This window comes from Cohnella mopanensis (genome assembly GCF_022352055.1).
Taxonomy (GTDB): Bacteria; Bacillota; Bacilli; order Paenibacillales; family Paenibacillaceae; genus Cohnella; species Cohnella mopanensis.
Map to the genome: position 1 here is coordinate 255,429 of NZ_JAKRWM010000008.1, position 15,182 is coordinate 270,610.

A 15,182-nucleotide genomic window follows, 5' to 3' on the forward strand; every position below is an offset into this window, starting at 1 on the left:
TCCCCCTAGTTAATTGGATGTCAGCTCATCTCTGCAATTTTTTTCAATTGAATGTTGCGGTGCTCAAGGAATTTTCTCATATATCGCTTCAGTACGACTCTTTCGACGATCCATCCCACAACTCCTAAAGGAGCGGTAAACGTTAATGTATCAACCATTCTCGTTTTCCCGTTGTGATCTTCGAAATGATGCTCGTGCCTCAGTTTCTTGAAGGCGCCTTTTACCATTTCATCAACGAAATAATAGGGTTTCTCAAATCCAGTGATTCTTGAGGTTAATTTCTGTCTGATTAAGAAATGAGTAGCCTGGAAGGTTACCGTTTCTCCCTCATTGATCGTTCCCGTTGTCGTTCCATTGATCGCTCGTTCCTTCGTATGTTTCCAGACCGTTCTCGTATGAACTTCAATATCTCTAGCTAAATCGAAGCACGTTTCTAATGGAGCATCTATGATGACTTCTGTTCTGACCGTAACCATTGGGTTTACCTCGATTCGTTAGAAAAATAAGCATGAAAGTTGTCTTGCATTCACTTGGATTAAATCTCTACTGGCAACTCGTTCAAACACATATACTGGCAATCGTTGCTCTTTTTCAATACTTCCATCGTTTGCAAATTGGGCTTGGTATAAATTGTCGGATAGTCTTGCTCCGCATACACTTCACGAACCGGAAAAGCCAGCTGTTCAACATCCGTAGAAAATTCAGCATGAACGCCGGCTTTATTCCCTCGAGCATCCAACCGAACCCATCTATTCAACTCGGATAAATAGACGGCATTTAAGGCATGAATGCAATAACCGGTGTCCGGCGTATCCCCTAAAGTCAAACGTTGATAACAAAATCCAGTCGGAATACGATTCGCGCGTAATAGTGCTGCTAGCAAATTGGATTTCGCGTAACAGATTCCTTCTTTATGCTCAAGCGCTTCCGATGCCGTTCTCGTAACTCTTGTGCTTAGGATATCCCAGGAGTGGGAGATCTCATCTCTGACAAACTCATAAGCCTTTCGAATATACTCCATTTCAGACAAAGGCTTCTTGTCTAACAGTTCATGCATTTTAAGTTGAATATTCGGGTTACGAAAATCTACTTCCTCTAGTTCGTTTAAGTAGTCTTGCATATGGGGCGATTCGCATACTAGCTTCAACATGACCGCATCCCTTCCGGCTAAAGTTACTATTCTCTTTACAAGATCTGAACAATATGACTCGAAACCAGTTTATAGGATTGAAAAACAGAGAGGTCATGATACGGCAACGGAATGTACCCCTTGTGATTCGCATCCTGGAGAAAGGCTTCGTTTTTTTCCGTATTCATGTAAGCACCAATGGGTCTATTAGAAATCATATTATCGCGGTTGTAGCATTCATCGCCTGTAATAACGAAGTTGTTCCCCTCATGTTCGAAATAGATGACCGATGAGCCGACAGTATGGCCGCCTATGACTTTGAACCTGAACTTATTATCGTATAGGTATTCATCTTTAACCGTTATTACGTTGTCTCGGAGAAGCCTTGATTTAACTTCTGGGGTTCGGTTATTCAGAGCATCTAGGAAATCATCGTGTGCAATAATGATCTGAGAGTCCGGATATAGATCAACATTATCAATATGGTCGAAATGGCTATGCGTAATGAATACGGTATCGACTTGAACATCGTTGATTAAATGATTGACCTCTTCATTGACGTTCACTAGAGTAATGCCCCACTCTTCGGCAATAAGGGAGTCCCGGAAACCAACATCGAATAGGATTGTTTTATCGTTAAATTTAGCCAAGTAATAAGACCATGAGATTTGCATTTTATCGTCGGAAGTGACATCGCGAAAGGCGTATTTGGAGTTGAATGAGGATTCGCCGAACTTAATCGCATATAGCTGCATCTAACTTCTCACCTTTCCACACTCTGTCTCTGCGTGTTTTTATGTTTATATTCGTTCCATTTACGATGTAAGTTGTAAAACATGTCTCCAAAGTTCAATCCTTCAGGCAATCTATCAACGGCTTTAATTTCTTCGATTTCATAATTAGGCAACTCGGCCATCTGCTGAATATCAATGAGCGTTATCCTCTCTTCCACATCAGCGACCCATTTCACGCATTGCGCCCAGCACGATATGATATTGGTCAAGGTCTTGGATATACACGTTCTTGAACTCCCAATTGCCGTGAGAACCCGTAAACGGCTCAACTGCAATCCTTCCGCCTCTGCCCCTTATTTCATCGACCAAGAGATCCAACTCATCCCACGTCACATGAACAAAAGAATCCCAACCATAGTCAGGACCTTCCCATTCCGAAGGATAATCCGAACGCTTCTGAGAAGGAGCATTGGGTCGCACGTCTTCCGGATTGGAAGCTTGCTGCAAGATGATTTTCAATCCATCGCGTTCTGCATGGCCCCAATCATCTACGTGACATCCGAGTACATCGCGATAATACTGTTGTGATTTCTTCAAATCGGTAACCAACCGTACCTGAAAAGCAGTTCCCATCTTCAACTGTTGCTCCATTCTCAATCCGCTCATTTCGAATCCCCTTTCGAATATTCGCTCATTCCTTCTCTAACTGGTATTATAACCCACCTCTACTAAATCGGTTCTTAATTTCACAATTCTTGTCGGAGATCACTTTGTTCAATAATTCCCTATCAAACCCGTTTGTTCTTAACGCATCCACGATGGCATCCACTCGATCTTGCCTATTCCTTCTCATGTTGGATTCCAGTTGAATTTCTAACGGGACTACAGGAATCGTATAATGCTCGAAATCAATAAATTTAGCATGTGTCCAAATATATTTACCGCCTTCCCATATTCCATCACCTGTAACGGAGTCAGGTATGCCAGCAGAGTCTGATATTTGAACGACTTCTACGCTAAAGTCATCTATTTCCCATTTCCCTTTAGTCCATGTGAATCCGGAAGAAAAAGTTTGCGTAAAATACGGTTCATCGATCGACGATAACCAATCTGCGTCAAAATACGAAAGCTCGCTTCTCGTTACCCTACTAAACGGCTCGAGCAAGGTTGCGATCTTGATCACATCCTCTATATCCTGAACATATATATCTAGATCATTCGGAATGATCTCGGCATTCTGCAATACTGAACTAACAGAACCAACAACGATCCATTTGCAATCCAAATTGGATTGAGAATATCGTTCGCAAAATGTTCTAAGCGCTTTGTTCCAGCTCATGATTAGTAGCCTTTCTTTAATAGATTGATAATAATGAAAATTGAAATAATTCAAATCACACTTAACTTTTCTTCAAAATAAAGACTCAGCCTTAGCCAGGACCACTTCACTCATCCACTTGAAAGAGTTTTGGCCAATTACTCATCCATTTTTTGCTCTTCACTCTGGCAATATAATAATCACGATCTTGGAAATTCGGACTTCGTCTAATGGTTAAGCTAAAGAGGTCATCCAGTCCATGAGGGGCTATAATCGACAAATTATGGTCGGGGTCAAGGGTGACGCCAATTGCGGTTACTGTCTCCGGCCATCGCTTCATCGCATCCTCAACGGACAGATAGGGTTCTTCGTTATTTCTCAAGTGCATTCTAGCCTGATTTTTTACCGACCAATTATATTCGCCTATCTTAGTCTTCAATTGGCTCTCATAACGGCGTTCAGTCTCTTCAGATAAGTCTTTCTGCTCATAATAAATAACATCAATATCGTTCAACGCAGTGATGTTAGTGTTGTTATGAAGATAGTCCCAAACGTAGTTCCTTATGTATCCTGCTGCAATATACGCATTCGGCAAATTCAATGATGTAACCAGCTCTAAGTCTCTCTGAATATTGGGATGTGTCGACAATATCCTAATTAGTTTCTTCTCAAGGCTCATTAAACCCACCTGTTTCGAATCTTTAGTAAAGTGTCGATTGATCCTGCAACGTTCGGAATAAACCGGCTTGATCAATTGCTATTTACGCAATATCTCAAACCGGCCGGCATCCTTAATTTACTCGAAGAACGAATTCGGATATACTAACTCGCCCTTAATTGAATCTAACGCGTTTTCTGTCAGCTCGCATACCATGAAATCGTCGTCCGAAACTTCGAATTGTTTGACATCCACACCGTAAGGCCTTGCTGGTTTAAAACCGAACTGAGGATAATACGTTGGATGGCCAATAACAAAGATTACATCGAAGCCATATTCTTTACATCTTTTTATGCCTTCGTTAATTAACAATTTGCCAATGCCTTGTTTTTGCTTGGGTGGTATTACTGCAATCGGAGCTAACACGATTACTTCTTGCGATTGATTACCATCGACGACCTTGGCTTTGCTCATCATCATTTGGCCAACGATTTCTCCGTCTTCTTCGGCAACAAGCGCGAGATCCCGGACGAAATAGGATGATTTTCTAATCCTCTCAACGATTCTTGTTTCGTCTTGCCGATTTCCAAAAGCAATGAAATTAAGAAAATGAACTTGAGGATAATCTTTCGAGTGTTCCGTTCGGATGCTAATAGTCATTAGATGTCCCTACCTTTAATCTTCTTATTTTTTATTCCTGTAGAAAGTTTCCCATCAATATCGACGACCCTACTTCCTCTATACATTACAGTAATCGATGTCGAAAAGACAGGCAAACCCATTGCGAATTTTTTACTTTCCAAGTTTATTAGATATTTCTTAAAAAAATATTTTCATCTCGCCCTCCAAGTATTCATTTTATAGTGCTGTTCGTGATCCACCTAATCCTAAAGCTTATAAAATTCACTCTTCCGGGAAATAATCCACCTGAGGTGAATTTTATGAAATTCAAATTAATTTTATTAATGTCAGTCATTTCTCTTCTTCTTACGGAGGGAACAGCTATATCCAAAGAACTGCCCACTGTTTCTGTATTTGATGTTAAACAAGAAAAAGTGACTAAAATCATGCCCTTAACACCTGAGTTAAAAAAATCTGTATTTGAGGTTCTCCAGTCTTGCCCAGTTGTTTTTGGGGGCTTTTCGATGAATCCCACGAATGGACTAGTTGTTCATATCCCTTTCACAACCCCAGTACAAATTCCTCACCGTTCTTATTCAACAAAAGTCAGCGAGATATACTTATTCCTAGAGCACGATATTAAGCCAAAGGCATTATTGTTTCTAGATAATCACAAACAAAAAATCGTTGAGTTAGATTATGACACTCAGAAGTTTATTAGATTGAATAATTTGAGCGATATCTGGTTGCAATGATTAATTAGGTTTCACTTGTAACACCGTATCCAATATCATTTGATGATTCTCTCTATCAAATTTGAATGAGTACTCAGAAACCGTATCCATTCCGGCTCCGAAGCCCCCCCTAAAAACAAACCTATTCTTAACGACCTTCGGTTCATCTTTAGGATAGATTACATATTGATCAATTGTTTTATCATCAACAAGATATGTAATTGGATAGGCTCCGTGTTCATCCATTGCAAAAAGGTAGAACTCTAAACTATGACAATCGGTATATCTAGGGATAAAATAAAACAATTCGGTATCGCCCATCTTTACTTTCTTTATCTGTAACGTCTCGTCTTTAGGATTAATAATTTCAATACTTGTTAATTGTTGAATGGGAATTCGAGTTGATCCCGTCTTAAATACGACCTCATAATCAGCAGAGATACTATAGTCTTCTTCTAATCCGTAGCAGCTAGGAGCTCCTAGTTTATGAATACTTTCTTCAGATTGCGGTTCAATAAGCAATTGTCCATAGATGGATTGTCCAACAGCACGCGGAGCCTTCAACTCGAATTGAGCTTCTTCTTGTCTCCAACTTTCAAGACTCAATATTTCACCCGTAACGACATTATCAATTAATATTTCCTTGTAATCTTCCCTAATATAGAAGGTATGCCATCTAACGGTGTAGGCTTCTTTATCTTCTCCTATGTATAATTCAATGTACTTATCTGGTTTGTCAGCTAAGTCTGTAATTCCGTTGTTCATGATAATCATTTTAGCGTTATTGGCTTCAAGCATATTACGATAATCACTTGCTTCTGTCACAGTCTCGAACAAATAGTCAATTGCTTTGTCGTCATCTTGTTCAGTCTCTTCAACTAGTTTAGTTTCTGTAGTTATGGTGGGCGATTCCATATCTCCTGATGTATTACTGTGAGAAGTACAGGAGGATAGTTGAGCAGCTATCGCTAAGATCAGTATTGTTAGTATTGATCTGGCCGTTAACAATTGAATCATCCTTCCCAAATATGAAGCCTCTTCTTACTTACAATATCCCTTCCACCGTTCCCATGCGATTAAGTATTCAGCTAAATCATCGGGATGATGCTTACGGCTAAGCCCGATACGACAATAAAGCTGTAAAGCTGCTTCTTCCATTAACCTAGTCCTGCTCATCTGATTATGTTTTAATAAATCAAATGTAGTAAATAAGGTGTCCCTGTTGATATCATCCGGCGAGGAAACAAAAGCATAGAGAAAATCATATATCACAGGACCTACCATAGGTGACGGATCTATTACGCCTATTAATTTATGCTGATCATACACAAAGTTGTGTACTCCAGTATCTCCATGCAATAAGAACCTTTCTCCTTGATCTTCACTTTCTCCATACAGCTTATTAACTAATGACTTTATATATAGGTAGTCTTCCGTTGTTAGTGTATTTCCAATAAGAGTTCGAGCTTCCTCCACGCTTATTGCATTGAATTCAAGCCACGATTGACGGGGATACTCTATTCTTCCCCAGATGTCAGCATTTTCGTATTTGATATATTTATTGAATAATTCTTCAACTAAGAGCGATAACCAATCCAACTTCCTGCCACGATTATAATGAGTAGTACCTTTGATATACGAATAGAGAAAATAAGTTTTATCAGACGCAGTAAAGAGAAGCCTTGGCAGCAGATGGGAGCTCTGATAAGTACTCAACAATTGTTCCGCTAAATCGATCTGATCAGGATGATCAAACTTTAGAATGTACTTATCATCGAGTTTCAAGACGAGACCATCTGTTGTTCCGGATATCTTTTGAATATTTGTGATTTGATCTTTGAAATTGTGTTTCCGAAGGATCTCATTGATCTCTTGAATGTTCGGTTCAACTCTCATTTGTTGTTCGCCTCATTATCGAAAGTAAGCGTAGCGGAGATTTTCTCGATTGACTTTGAATCCGAGTAAAGGATTACAAAGTTATATCGTGTATCTCCGATTTTTACCGGATTCGGGTATTTAACAATCAAACAGGCTTGATCTTTCATGTCATCAGGTTGATCATTCGATGGTTTGATTAATCGTGCATCTTGATTATCGATCTCTAAACTTATGATTTCAGGTTTGGTCCCAAAAGGATTCAATGTATGATTCGCATTGATTGAAGCGAATTCATCAATCGTTATTGATCCGGTTCCTCCGGCATCGATCTGAAAAAAACCATCATTCCCAACGTATCTAACTGAGGGTAGATAGGAAGTATCTTGATTCCAATCCGAGGGATAGCGTAAAGAAACTTTGAAAGAATCATCCGTATACTCTGATGATCTACTCGAATCTTGATCCGGCGTTGATTGTTTCGCTATGCATCCTGCGCATACGAGTAGTATGACAAGCAGAGTTAGCAGATTCTTACGCATGAATATCACATTCCTTATACATAAACTCTTTATGAACGCATAGCAATTCTCCTATAATATTTGACGTTCTAGAAAGTAAATTTGTTCCTTTTAATCAATCTATTCCGCTAAAATCTGTTTTTAAATGGAATGATCAGATCAACACTTATGCCTTCCTTCTTTTCATGATGACGATTAATTCTTTAGACTGCCCTTGATATTCATTGGTATCCAAGCTGGACACTAGCTCCCAGCCTTGATCTCCCGCAGCGTTAAGTGCCGTTTCGAATTCGTTCTCATCTACTTTCACCCTACCCCAAAAGCTGCCTATTTTGAATTTGAGTGTTTTGTACTCCCATCTCTCCATCACTGACCCTCCATAATCGTTATTGTTTGTTAATACCTTCGGTAAAATAGAATCACCTTACAACATAACCTTAAATGGTATTATAACCCAGCAATTCTGTTTCTGCCTTCTATTATCATTAATGATGATTTCAGTTCTTCAATAAAAAAAGCCGTAACGCCAGAAGGGTCACGGTTTGTTTATTCTAACTTCCACTATTTTCGATATCCACTTTCCGTTCTTTTAATAGCAAATTCTGTTCGGATTTCCCACTACCTAATTCGACTATACTAAGATTGAACTTTAATAAAATGTTTATCGTCCATTTTATTAGATGCTTAAAGAGGAAGTGAGTGCAATTCATAAATTAATTATGTATCTTGCTTTATGTATCCTAATAGCTTCAACTGGATGCAGTTCAAACAATGACTCAATATCTGAAAAAGTTCCATCAGTCATTGGAAAATCCACTTCTTGTGATGCACCGCCAAAGTTTCTTAACTGGCTTGGAAAAAGTTACAGGTTGATGGAAATGAACACGAAATTAGAACCCGGAATGAAATTTGGTTTTGTTCAATGCGAAAATGGAAGGTATTCAAATAGTGATAATGATGGACCTAATCAATTAATCGTTTATAGTAATGGGGAATCTCGAGATCATAATGACTTTCTATTATTTGGGATTTGGGGAAGAGCATTATATACAATGCAGGAATAGTTGATTAAAATCACCTCTTAATTGTCCAGATGATTGATATACCTTAATTGAACGGAATTTCCTTTTCTAACGATGGATTATTACCACTAAACCAGCCTTCAATTTGATTGACTCCTTCATTAGAGAATTCATAAATTGAATAATAAACACTCGAAATTGAACTTCCTTCAATACTGATAATTGATTTTGTTATGAGTTCCTGATCACCATCATGATTGTAATCATAAAAACTAAACTCAGGAGTAATTATCAAAGTTATCTCCAATTTAGATTGTCCGTTATCCTTAGAAGATTTAACAAAATCTAAAAACGTCTTTTCATCGTCATCATCAGATGACCATATCTTCGATATCTTTCCATCTTCATACTGATAACAATTCACTTTAGACGTCGACCCATATTTATTGGTATAAGAATAAGTAGAACCAACTAAAATCTTATTGCCTTTTGTCATCATCTGAAATGTATATTTATTACTTGGCTCAGGATTGAATATTTGTTTTTCATCTTCGACTTTAATAACACTTACTTCTGAATTCATAATTTTTAATTCAACATCTTTTTGAGTTGTATTATAAAAGAGGATTATTTTAGCAATTTCACCGTCTTGGTCAATATCTGAATCGTTTATACTCTGAATAATCTTATTTGATGGAGTGGTATTAGTTTGTATAAAAGCTGAACTTAAAGCTATCAAGAGTTTTATTAAAAGAAATATGTATTCCATTCACAAATCTCCTTTAGCTCTATCTATTAATAAGTATCATCATTGTGAAGAATGCTAATAGAAGAAATGAAACTAAGCCACCGAGAATGATTAGTTTTTTATTCATTTTAATTGTCTGCAGCATAAAAAATAATAAAGCTACAAATCCTCCAAGAACTGCACTAACAGGTTTATCAATCCCCACATGAAGAGGCATAACAATATTCAACTTCTCAATAAACGGAAATAGCAGGCCAAACAATAAATATAATCCTCCGTTGAAGTACCATACCCTCATTGTTTTCATATATCGTGCAGCAAAATCAATTAATAATGAAGTAATGATCCCATAGGTGTAAACAATACTTGAAGTCAGTAATCCTACGAATAATAGAATTGCGTCAAATCTGAAAAAACCAAATATTACGCACATAATAATTGAAAAAATAAAGCAAGACCCAAGAGCTGAAAACAATTTATGAAGAATATAAAAAACAATTGTATTTTCAAGCCACTTGGGGATTTGGAAGTCCAATTCCGCATTTCCTAGTCTATTATCATGATCAAGTCCACAACTCCAACAGTATTCCGGATATTCAGAATGAAAACACTCATTGCAAAGCGCCTTCTTACATTGAATGCATGGCTTTGTTGCTTCAATAGTCTCATGATAATAACAGTTCATAATTACCTCTTTAAGTTCAAAGTCTGTTACTTGGTCAGGGCTCTTATCAGAAGTTGCCCTCTTCTCCGACTAATCTTAAAGTCAGCTCTTCCGTCTTTCCGTTTTGTTTAATTATTAATTTGTATTCCTTATCTTCATTATCTTCTAAATCTATTAATTGCTTATTGTACTCAGAGGAAACTTGAAAACTTCTTACTCCCTGTAGCTTCTGTGGATATTGACTTGCTGATTTAATTCCGTTTCCTTCAAGCACATATTCGATTGGTTTCAGTTCCGTCTCTCTATTCCCAATATGCTGAATATATAAGGAGTCAAACAGGGTATCTCCTGCATCTATTAGAGTATAAGTTGAAGCCCAAGTCTCCCCTTTTGCAAAGTAAACAAGAACATTATCCTGTTTATCTACCTTAACTTCCAAGCTACAACCGGTCACTAACAAGGACAAAATTGTTAGAGCTAAGCAAACTTTCTTCATTTATCACTCACTCGCTTTCAATAACCTATACTGATGCCGGCATCTAAGTCGCGTCAATTGTATTCACATGAGCAAGAATGTTGATGAGTTTGCCAAATGGATCGCGGACATAGAAACGCCGAACACCCCAAGGCTCATCCACGGGTCCATATTCTATCGGAAACCCAGCACTCTCCATACGTTCCAACACCGGATAGATATCATCGACTTCAATGGATAGATCAGGCACTGGCGTGTTAGAACCCCCTTGCGATGCAAAACTAATTTGGATACTCATCTCTTCGTGCGAACCGTACGTAGCGATCCAACCATGATCCATCAATATATCGAGGCCGAGCACGTCATGGTAAAAGCATCTAGCTGCATTGATATCTTGGGTTTCTATGTTGGTAACAATCCGTTTAACCTTCATTCCTTACCTCCAGTCCACTCAACATCAGCAAGGATCATCATCCACCCACTAAATCAAAATGAGTCTCTTCTCCGTTCTTGAATATTCGTATTTTCTCATATTCTTGATCACTACCAAGATTAAAAATGGTTAGTTTCTTTAATCTTTTGTCTTGGTAATCCTGTGTAACTAATTCTTCAAGATTAATAGTTAATGTTTGATCTTGTACTTCTGCGTTAATCGAACTAAGAAATTTGGCTTCTTCTCCTTGGAGTACGTTTGAATAACTGACGATTAGGTATTGTTTTTCATCAATCGGCGAAAATAAATATAACCCATTGCTGTTCTTGATATTATCAACAAAGATTTTGGCATTCTTATTGAGTCCTTCAATATTTACTTCATTTATCACTGAAGCAGCTTTATTACATCCAACTAAACAGGCTAAGATTATGGTGAAAAATACAAAGGAAGTACTTACTTTTTTCATGTAACCAACTCCAATAATCTCTAAATTTTCTGATACCATTCTTATATACTCTCGTCGTTCATCCCTTTGAATTCGCTGATACGTTGACTTGTAATATTTGACCCGTTCGTTTTGTTAGAATCAATTCTAACTCTCATAATAAATATTAATGAATACTTGTGAGCTAGAGATTAATGCAAATGCTACCGACGAGAAAAGTAACCAGCGTATTGATTTTTTATATTTATTCATAAGTAACGCCCTACTGAAACCCATCTATTATTTCATTAATTTGTTTAATATGTCTTTGTTCATGCAAGTATATTGATTTAACCCATTCAATTAATAACATCTCTTTAAAGACTGGGTGTGTAAAATGTCTCCTATGCAACACTGATAGATCTTCAATTGAGTTTAATATTTCATTTAACTTCTCTCTTGATTGATTCAGTTTTTCGACAATTTCCGGATATTCTAAAATTTCATCAGTTGGTTGAGCAATGTCAGGTGCTATCAACTTTTTACTTCTATCAAGTAGAAACTCTAATGACTTTTTCTCTATGAATGATTCTTCTTTGCTCTTTAATCCTCTCCTAATTGCTATGGCATATAATTCTTCAGTCTTGATTAGATGTTGGCATATTTGACCAATACTCCAACTGTTTGAGTCTTTCTGTTTGTTTAATTGATCTCTACTCAAACCATTAAGAATTCCAAGTAATTCGTCTCTTGTTTCTTTTAATTGTTGTTTGATTTCTTGAAGTTCCATAAAAAACTCCCTTTCTTTCATTTTTTGCGATATCCCGCTTCCTTAAATTAGCTAAGATCATTCCTTATCTTTTCTATACTTCTTGTGGCTCTATCATTTAATGATCTTTTGTCTTTTAAGTTGTAATTTTCTAGTTCATGTCCTGGATCAATAATTAATGGTTTCTTGATAATATCCTCGAGAATAATATAGGTTGATTTATATGCTTCATTTACAAGGGCGTTATCCAAATGTTTTTTAGTTTTCATAAGGATTTCAATTATCCCTTCCGCATACATAAGCTTAACAATGCTGTCAGAACTCATCACATTTCTTGAAGCAAATGACAAAACACATTTGAGAATAGTATCATCTTGATAATTGCTTGCAATTGAACTTAATCGATAAACTGCTTTCCAGTCCCTGATTGATAGTTCCCTTGAATATTGATCAATCATTTCTCTAAACCACTCAATTTCTATTTCCTTAGGGATATTATATTGTTTGTATTCTTCATATCGTCCCTCACGATACATCTGGAGTGTATTACCGTCGTAAGAAGTAAACAGTTCTTTAGCTTTTATAATCATGCTAACACCATCTTTATATATTAATTTGGAAGATTCCACGGTTTCATCGTTACATTCTATTTTGGCTAGTAGTCTCTGAATGATTCTCGACTATTTCGGAATTATGTCCAATTGATTGCTCATCTTTATAATCATATTTATATGATGAAATGCCCCAAAGGCTTACTGTTTCCTCGTTTATATTTGCATAAAAATAAAAATCTCCAACGTTATATTCTTCTACGTTTGATGATGCAAAAATATATGTGTTATCGCTTTTTCCAAGTAGACTTTCTAATAAATCTATTGAATCACCATTTTTAAGCCCAATCGGAGTTGGCAGGTCACCATTGACGGTTATTTTGTACAGAATCCCTTCTTTGTTAAATACTAAGCACAAAATCGGCGTCCAGACTGCTGTCTGTCCATCTTCAAGTTCAATTGTTTCAGTTATTTCATTGTCAGTATTATATAAGTCCAAAGAGTTTAAGTCATTTAATGTCATTCCGAGATAAAACATTCCGCTCTGCCCATCAGCTTGTTTGATCACGATATGTTTCCAATCTATCAATGATTTGTTATCTTCTACGATTGAACTTCTCAATAATTCATCACTATCGTTATCAATACCTACATCGTTGCTTAATTCTATTGAGCTATTCTGGATATTCGAACATCCAGTAATAATAAATAAAGTCATTATCAGAATCCCTATCATTCTTTTCATAAAGCTCCCCCAGACAATAAATGTTAACCAGTGGTATAGGTACTCCAAGAAAGAACTTCAACCACACCTTAAATGGTATTATAACCCAGCCTTTCTAATTCTGCTCTTCAATTCTCCATAATTCTAATTTTGATTACCAACAAAAAAAGCCACGGTGCCAAGAGGATCGCAATCCCTCAGATTCGCACGCGGCCTTAAAGAAGAACGAATTTACTTTTGAACATTCGCCTCATTAATTTGACAGAGACTTTTCATTACACCACTTTCTAAGTTGATTAATTTAGTTCTGTGCTTTGGTGTTAAAAATTCCTATATTCATTTGTTATTGCTGTTCCTAAGACGTAAATAAAGAGATAAAGAAAATAAATTACTCCGATGGGTATTACCTCGATAAGGATATATATATTTATTGGAGTTACGTTCAAATTGCTTGCATTAAGATTCTCTACATTACTATTTAACTTTCTAGTTTTAGAGATTGCTTGAAACAAGCCGATTACCAATAGTATTCCAGCAAGAAAAGAAATCATATAAATAAATAATAAATCAAGCTCATCAAACTTAAGATCAAAATAAGTAGCCATTACGCTCTCAAACCTAAGAAATATAATAATGGGTATAAGTAAAATGAATATCTTGTTTGTAATAATCTTGTATAAAATGGATTGAAAAGAGACTTTGATTTCGTGTTCCCCCCCTTTTCATTTAGTTTCCTGTCTTAAAGAAGGTTTCATTTGTAATTTGGGACAACTTATCTGTAGCTTCTTTACTTGTAGGTTCTTGCACTAGTAAAAAGAATATTTCTCTTAATTCATCTATTCTTGAAAGAGTAAGATCCTTAGACTTATCCTCTCTCAAAGAAAAATATAAATTATACAAACAAACATCTAAACTGTCATTGTCTTTCTCATATGTAGTTAGTTCCGATAATGAAGCTGCATTGGAAACACTAGCCAACATAGATCGATAATTGTAATCATTAACTTCCATACTAAAACTGCTAAGCACATTACCAAGTTGATATTTGAATGATCTATTAATTGAATTCTGCAGGTCTTCGTTTTTGTTTTGGATTTCAAAGTATTTAAGACTACTGAATACCAAGCCCACTATGCATAAAATTAAAAGTAATATTAAGTATCTACTTCTCTTCATTGAAATGATCCCCATTTCTTTATACTGCAACGTGGTTACTATTGATTCACTGAGTAAAGAGCTACTTCTTTACCATTGAAAACAATATCCTTCTCATAGCTCATCCCATTTTTCTCCGCTACTTTCATAGATCCAATATTTCCATGTTGGATTATAGATACTAATCTCTTCTTATTCAGTGAACTTAATCCGAATTGTTTCCAAACTTTTGCTTGTTCAAGTCCATATCCTTGTCCCCAATAGTCCTTTACTACCCAGTAGCCGACTTCTATTTCATTATTTCCTTCTATCGTTTGGGGGACTAGTCCAGAATGTCCGACCATCTTGTTACTTCTTTTATCCAGGGCAATATATAATCCTAAGCCTGATTGATACCAGTTAACAAATTTATCGAGACTTTCCTTTGCTTGCTCCTTTGTCCAAGTTGTCCCTTGACCTATATATCTCATGACATCAGGATCACTCGCCATCGTTAGTAATTGATCCAGATCATCCGAATGATACTTCCGAAAGATAAGACGATCAGATTCGATCATATGTACCCCCCTTTTGAAATTACTAACAAGTCACTTACATCAGTGAACGGGCTTGTTATTTATTTTC

Annotated in this window: 23 protein-coding genes; 2 read left to right on the plus strand and 21 right to left on the minus strand. The window is 36.6% G+C overall.

What is annotated here, in order from left to right; all coding sequences use genetic code 11:
* Positions 1-20: 20 nt before the first annotated feature.
* The 7 genes from L3D05_RS14155 to L3D05_RS14185 all read right to left on the minus strand — a co-directional run bounded on the left by L3D05_RS14155 (position 21) and on the right by L3D05_RS14185 (position 4,499).
* Positions 21-476 carry an SRPBCC family protein gene (locus tag L3D05_RS14155; protein WP_239616788.1) on the minus strand — a complete coding sequence of 152 codons (456 nt, stop codon included), beginning with the start codon at positions 474-476 and terminating at the stop codon, positions 21-23.
* Between the two features lie 59 nt (positions 477-535).
* A complete protein-coding gene (locus tag L3D05_RS14160; protein WP_239616896.1) occupies positions 536-1,147 on the minus strand; it encodes a transglutaminase-like domain-containing protein in 612 nt (203 codons plus the stop codon).
* Positions 1,148-1,185: 38 nt separating this feature from the next.
* On the minus strand, positions 1,186-1,884 hold the full coding sequence (locus tag L3D05_RS14165; RefSeq protein WP_239616789.1) for an MBL fold metallo-hydrolase: 699 nt from the start codon (positions 1,882-1,884) through the stop codon (positions 1,186-1,188).
* 198 nt (positions 1,885-2,082) lie between these two features.
* Positions 2,083-2,529, minus strand: coding sequence for a VOC family protein (locus tag L3D05_RS14170; protein ID WP_239616791.1), 447 nt, complete (start codon positions 2,527-2,529; stop codon positions 2,083-2,085).
* A 46-nt stretch (positions 2,530-2,575) separates the two neighbouring features.
* Entirely contained in the window at positions 2,576-3,202 is a 627-nt protein-coding gene (locus L3D05_RS14175; protein WP_239616792.1) for a nucleotidyltransferase family protein, read from the minus strand.
* Positions 3,203-3,308: 106 nt separating this feature from the next.
* Complete coding sequence (locus tag L3D05_RS14180; protein ID WP_239616794.1) at positions 3,309-3,860, minus strand: nucleotidyltransferase family protein; 552 nt, start codon at positions 3,858-3,860, stop codon at positions 3,309-3,311.
* 117 nt (positions 3,861-3,977) lie between these two features.
* Positions 3,978-4,499, minus strand: a complete 522-nt coding sequence (locus L3D05_RS14185; RefSeq protein WP_239616795.1) for a GNAT family N-acetyltransferase — start codon at positions 4,497-4,499, stop codon at positions 3,978-3,980.
* 281 nt (positions 4,500-4,780) lie between these two features.
* Between L3D05_RS14185 and L3D05_RS14190 the strand changes: the two genes are divergently transcribed.
* Positions 4,781-5,215 carry a hypothetical protein gene (locus L3D05_RS14190; protein ID WP_239616797.1) on the plus strand — a complete coding sequence of 145 codons (435 nt, stop codon included), beginning with the start codon at positions 4,781-4,783 and terminating at the stop codon, positions 5,213-5,215.
* Here the strand turns inward: L3D05_RS14190 and L3D05_RS14195 are convergent, their stop codons facing one another.
* The 4 genes from L3D05_RS14195 to L3D05_RS14210 form a co-directional block, all read right to left on the minus strand.
* On the minus strand, positions 5,216-6,202 hold the full coding sequence (locus L3D05_RS14195) for a hypothetical protein (RefSeq protein ID WP_239616798.1): 987 nt from the start codon (positions 6,200-6,202) through the stop codon (positions 5,216-5,218). It lies immediately after the preceding gene.
* Positions 6,203-6,235: 33 nt separating this feature from the next.
* Positions 6,236-7,090 carry a phosphotransferase gene (locus tag L3D05_RS14200; protein WP_239616800.1) on the minus strand — a complete coding sequence of 285 codons (855 nt, stop codon included), beginning with the start codon at positions 7,088-7,090 and terminating at the stop codon, positions 6,236-6,238.
* Positions 7,087-7,611: a hypothetical protein gene (locus tag L3D05_RS14205; RefSeq protein ID WP_239616802.1), complete on the minus strand. Its 525-nt coding sequence runs from the start codon at positions 7,609-7,611 to the stop codon at positions 7,087-7,089. Before L3D05_RS14205 ends, L3D05_RS14200 begins: the two co-directional genes overlap by 4 nt.
* A 145-nt stretch (positions 7,612-7,756) precedes the next feature.
* Positions 7,757-7,957, minus strand: coding sequence for a DUF4177 domain-containing protein (locus L3D05_RS14210; RefSeq protein WP_239616803.1), 201 nt, complete (start codon positions 7,955-7,957; stop codon positions 7,757-7,759).
* 328 nt (positions 7,958-8,285) lie between these two features.
* Here L3D05_RS14210 and L3D05_RS14215 point away from each other — a divergent pair, with 328 nt between their 5' ends.
* Positions 8,286-8,654, plus strand: coding sequence for a hypothetical protein (locus L3D05_RS14215; protein ID WP_239616805.1), 369 nt, complete (start codon positions 8,286-8,288; stop codon positions 8,652-8,654).
* A 43-nt stretch (positions 8,655-8,697) separates the two neighbouring features.
* On the opposite strand, the gene L3D05_RS14220 is transcribed toward L3D05_RS14215, so the two are convergent.
* The 10 genes from L3D05_RS14220 to L3D05_RS14265 all read right to left on the minus strand — a co-directional run bounded on the left by L3D05_RS14220 (position 8,698) and on the right by L3D05_RS14265 (position 15,115).
* Positions 8,698-9,381, minus strand: a complete 684-nt coding sequence (locus tag L3D05_RS14220; protein ID WP_239616806.1) for a hypothetical protein — start codon at positions 9,379-9,381, stop codon at positions 8,698-8,700.
* 19 nt (positions 9,382-9,400) lie between these two features.
* A complete protein-coding gene (locus L3D05_RS14225) occupies positions 9,401-10,045 on the minus strand; it encodes a B-box zinc finger protein (protein ID WP_239616808.1) in 645 nt (214 codons plus the stop codon).
* 46 nt (positions 10,046-10,091) lie between these two features.
* Positions 10,092-10,520 (minus strand): hypothetical protein, encoded by a 429-nt coding sequence (locus L3D05_RS14230; protein WP_239616809.1) that lies wholly within the window; start codon positions 10,518-10,520, stop codon positions 10,092-10,094.
* Positions 10,521-10,563: 43 nt separating this feature from the next.
* Positions 10,564-10,932: a VOC family protein gene (locus tag L3D05_RS14235; protein WP_239616811.1), complete on the minus strand. Its 369-nt coding sequence runs from the start codon at positions 10,930-10,932 to the stop codon at positions 10,564-10,566.
* Positions 10,933-10,969: 37 nt separating this feature from the next.
* Positions 10,970-11,401, minus strand: coding sequence for a hypothetical protein (locus tag L3D05_RS14240; protein ID WP_239616813.1), 432 nt, complete (start codon positions 11,399-11,401; stop codon positions 10,970-10,972).
* Between the two features lie 241 nt (positions 11,402-11,642).
* Complete coding sequence (locus tag L3D05_RS14245) at positions 11,643-12,149, minus strand: DinB family protein (RefSeq protein ID WP_239616898.1); 507 nt, start codon at positions 12,147-12,149, stop codon at positions 11,643-11,645.
* 47 nt (positions 12,150-12,196) lie between these two features.
* A complete protein-coding gene (locus L3D05_RS14250; protein WP_239616814.1) occupies positions 12,197-12,718 on the minus strand; it encodes a hypothetical protein in 522 nt (173 codons plus the stop codon).
* A gap of 49 nt (positions 12,719-12,767) precedes the next feature.
* On the minus strand, positions 12,768-13,424 hold the full coding sequence (locus tag L3D05_RS14255) for a hypothetical protein (protein ID WP_239616815.1): 657 nt from the start codon (positions 13,422-13,424) through the stop codon (positions 12,768-12,770).
* A 705-nt stretch (positions 13,425-14,129) separates the two neighbouring features.
* Positions 14,130-14,579, minus strand: a complete 450-nt coding sequence (locus L3D05_RS14260) for a hypothetical protein (protein WP_239616816.1) — start codon at positions 14,577-14,579, stop codon at positions 14,130-14,132.
* A gap of 38 nt (positions 14,580-14,617) precedes the next feature.
* Entirely contained in the window at positions 14,618-15,115 is a 498-nt protein-coding gene (locus L3D05_RS14265; RefSeq protein WP_239616817.1) for a GNAT family N-acetyltransferase, read from the minus strand.
* Between the last annotated feature and the right edge of the window lie 67 nt (positions 15,116-15,182).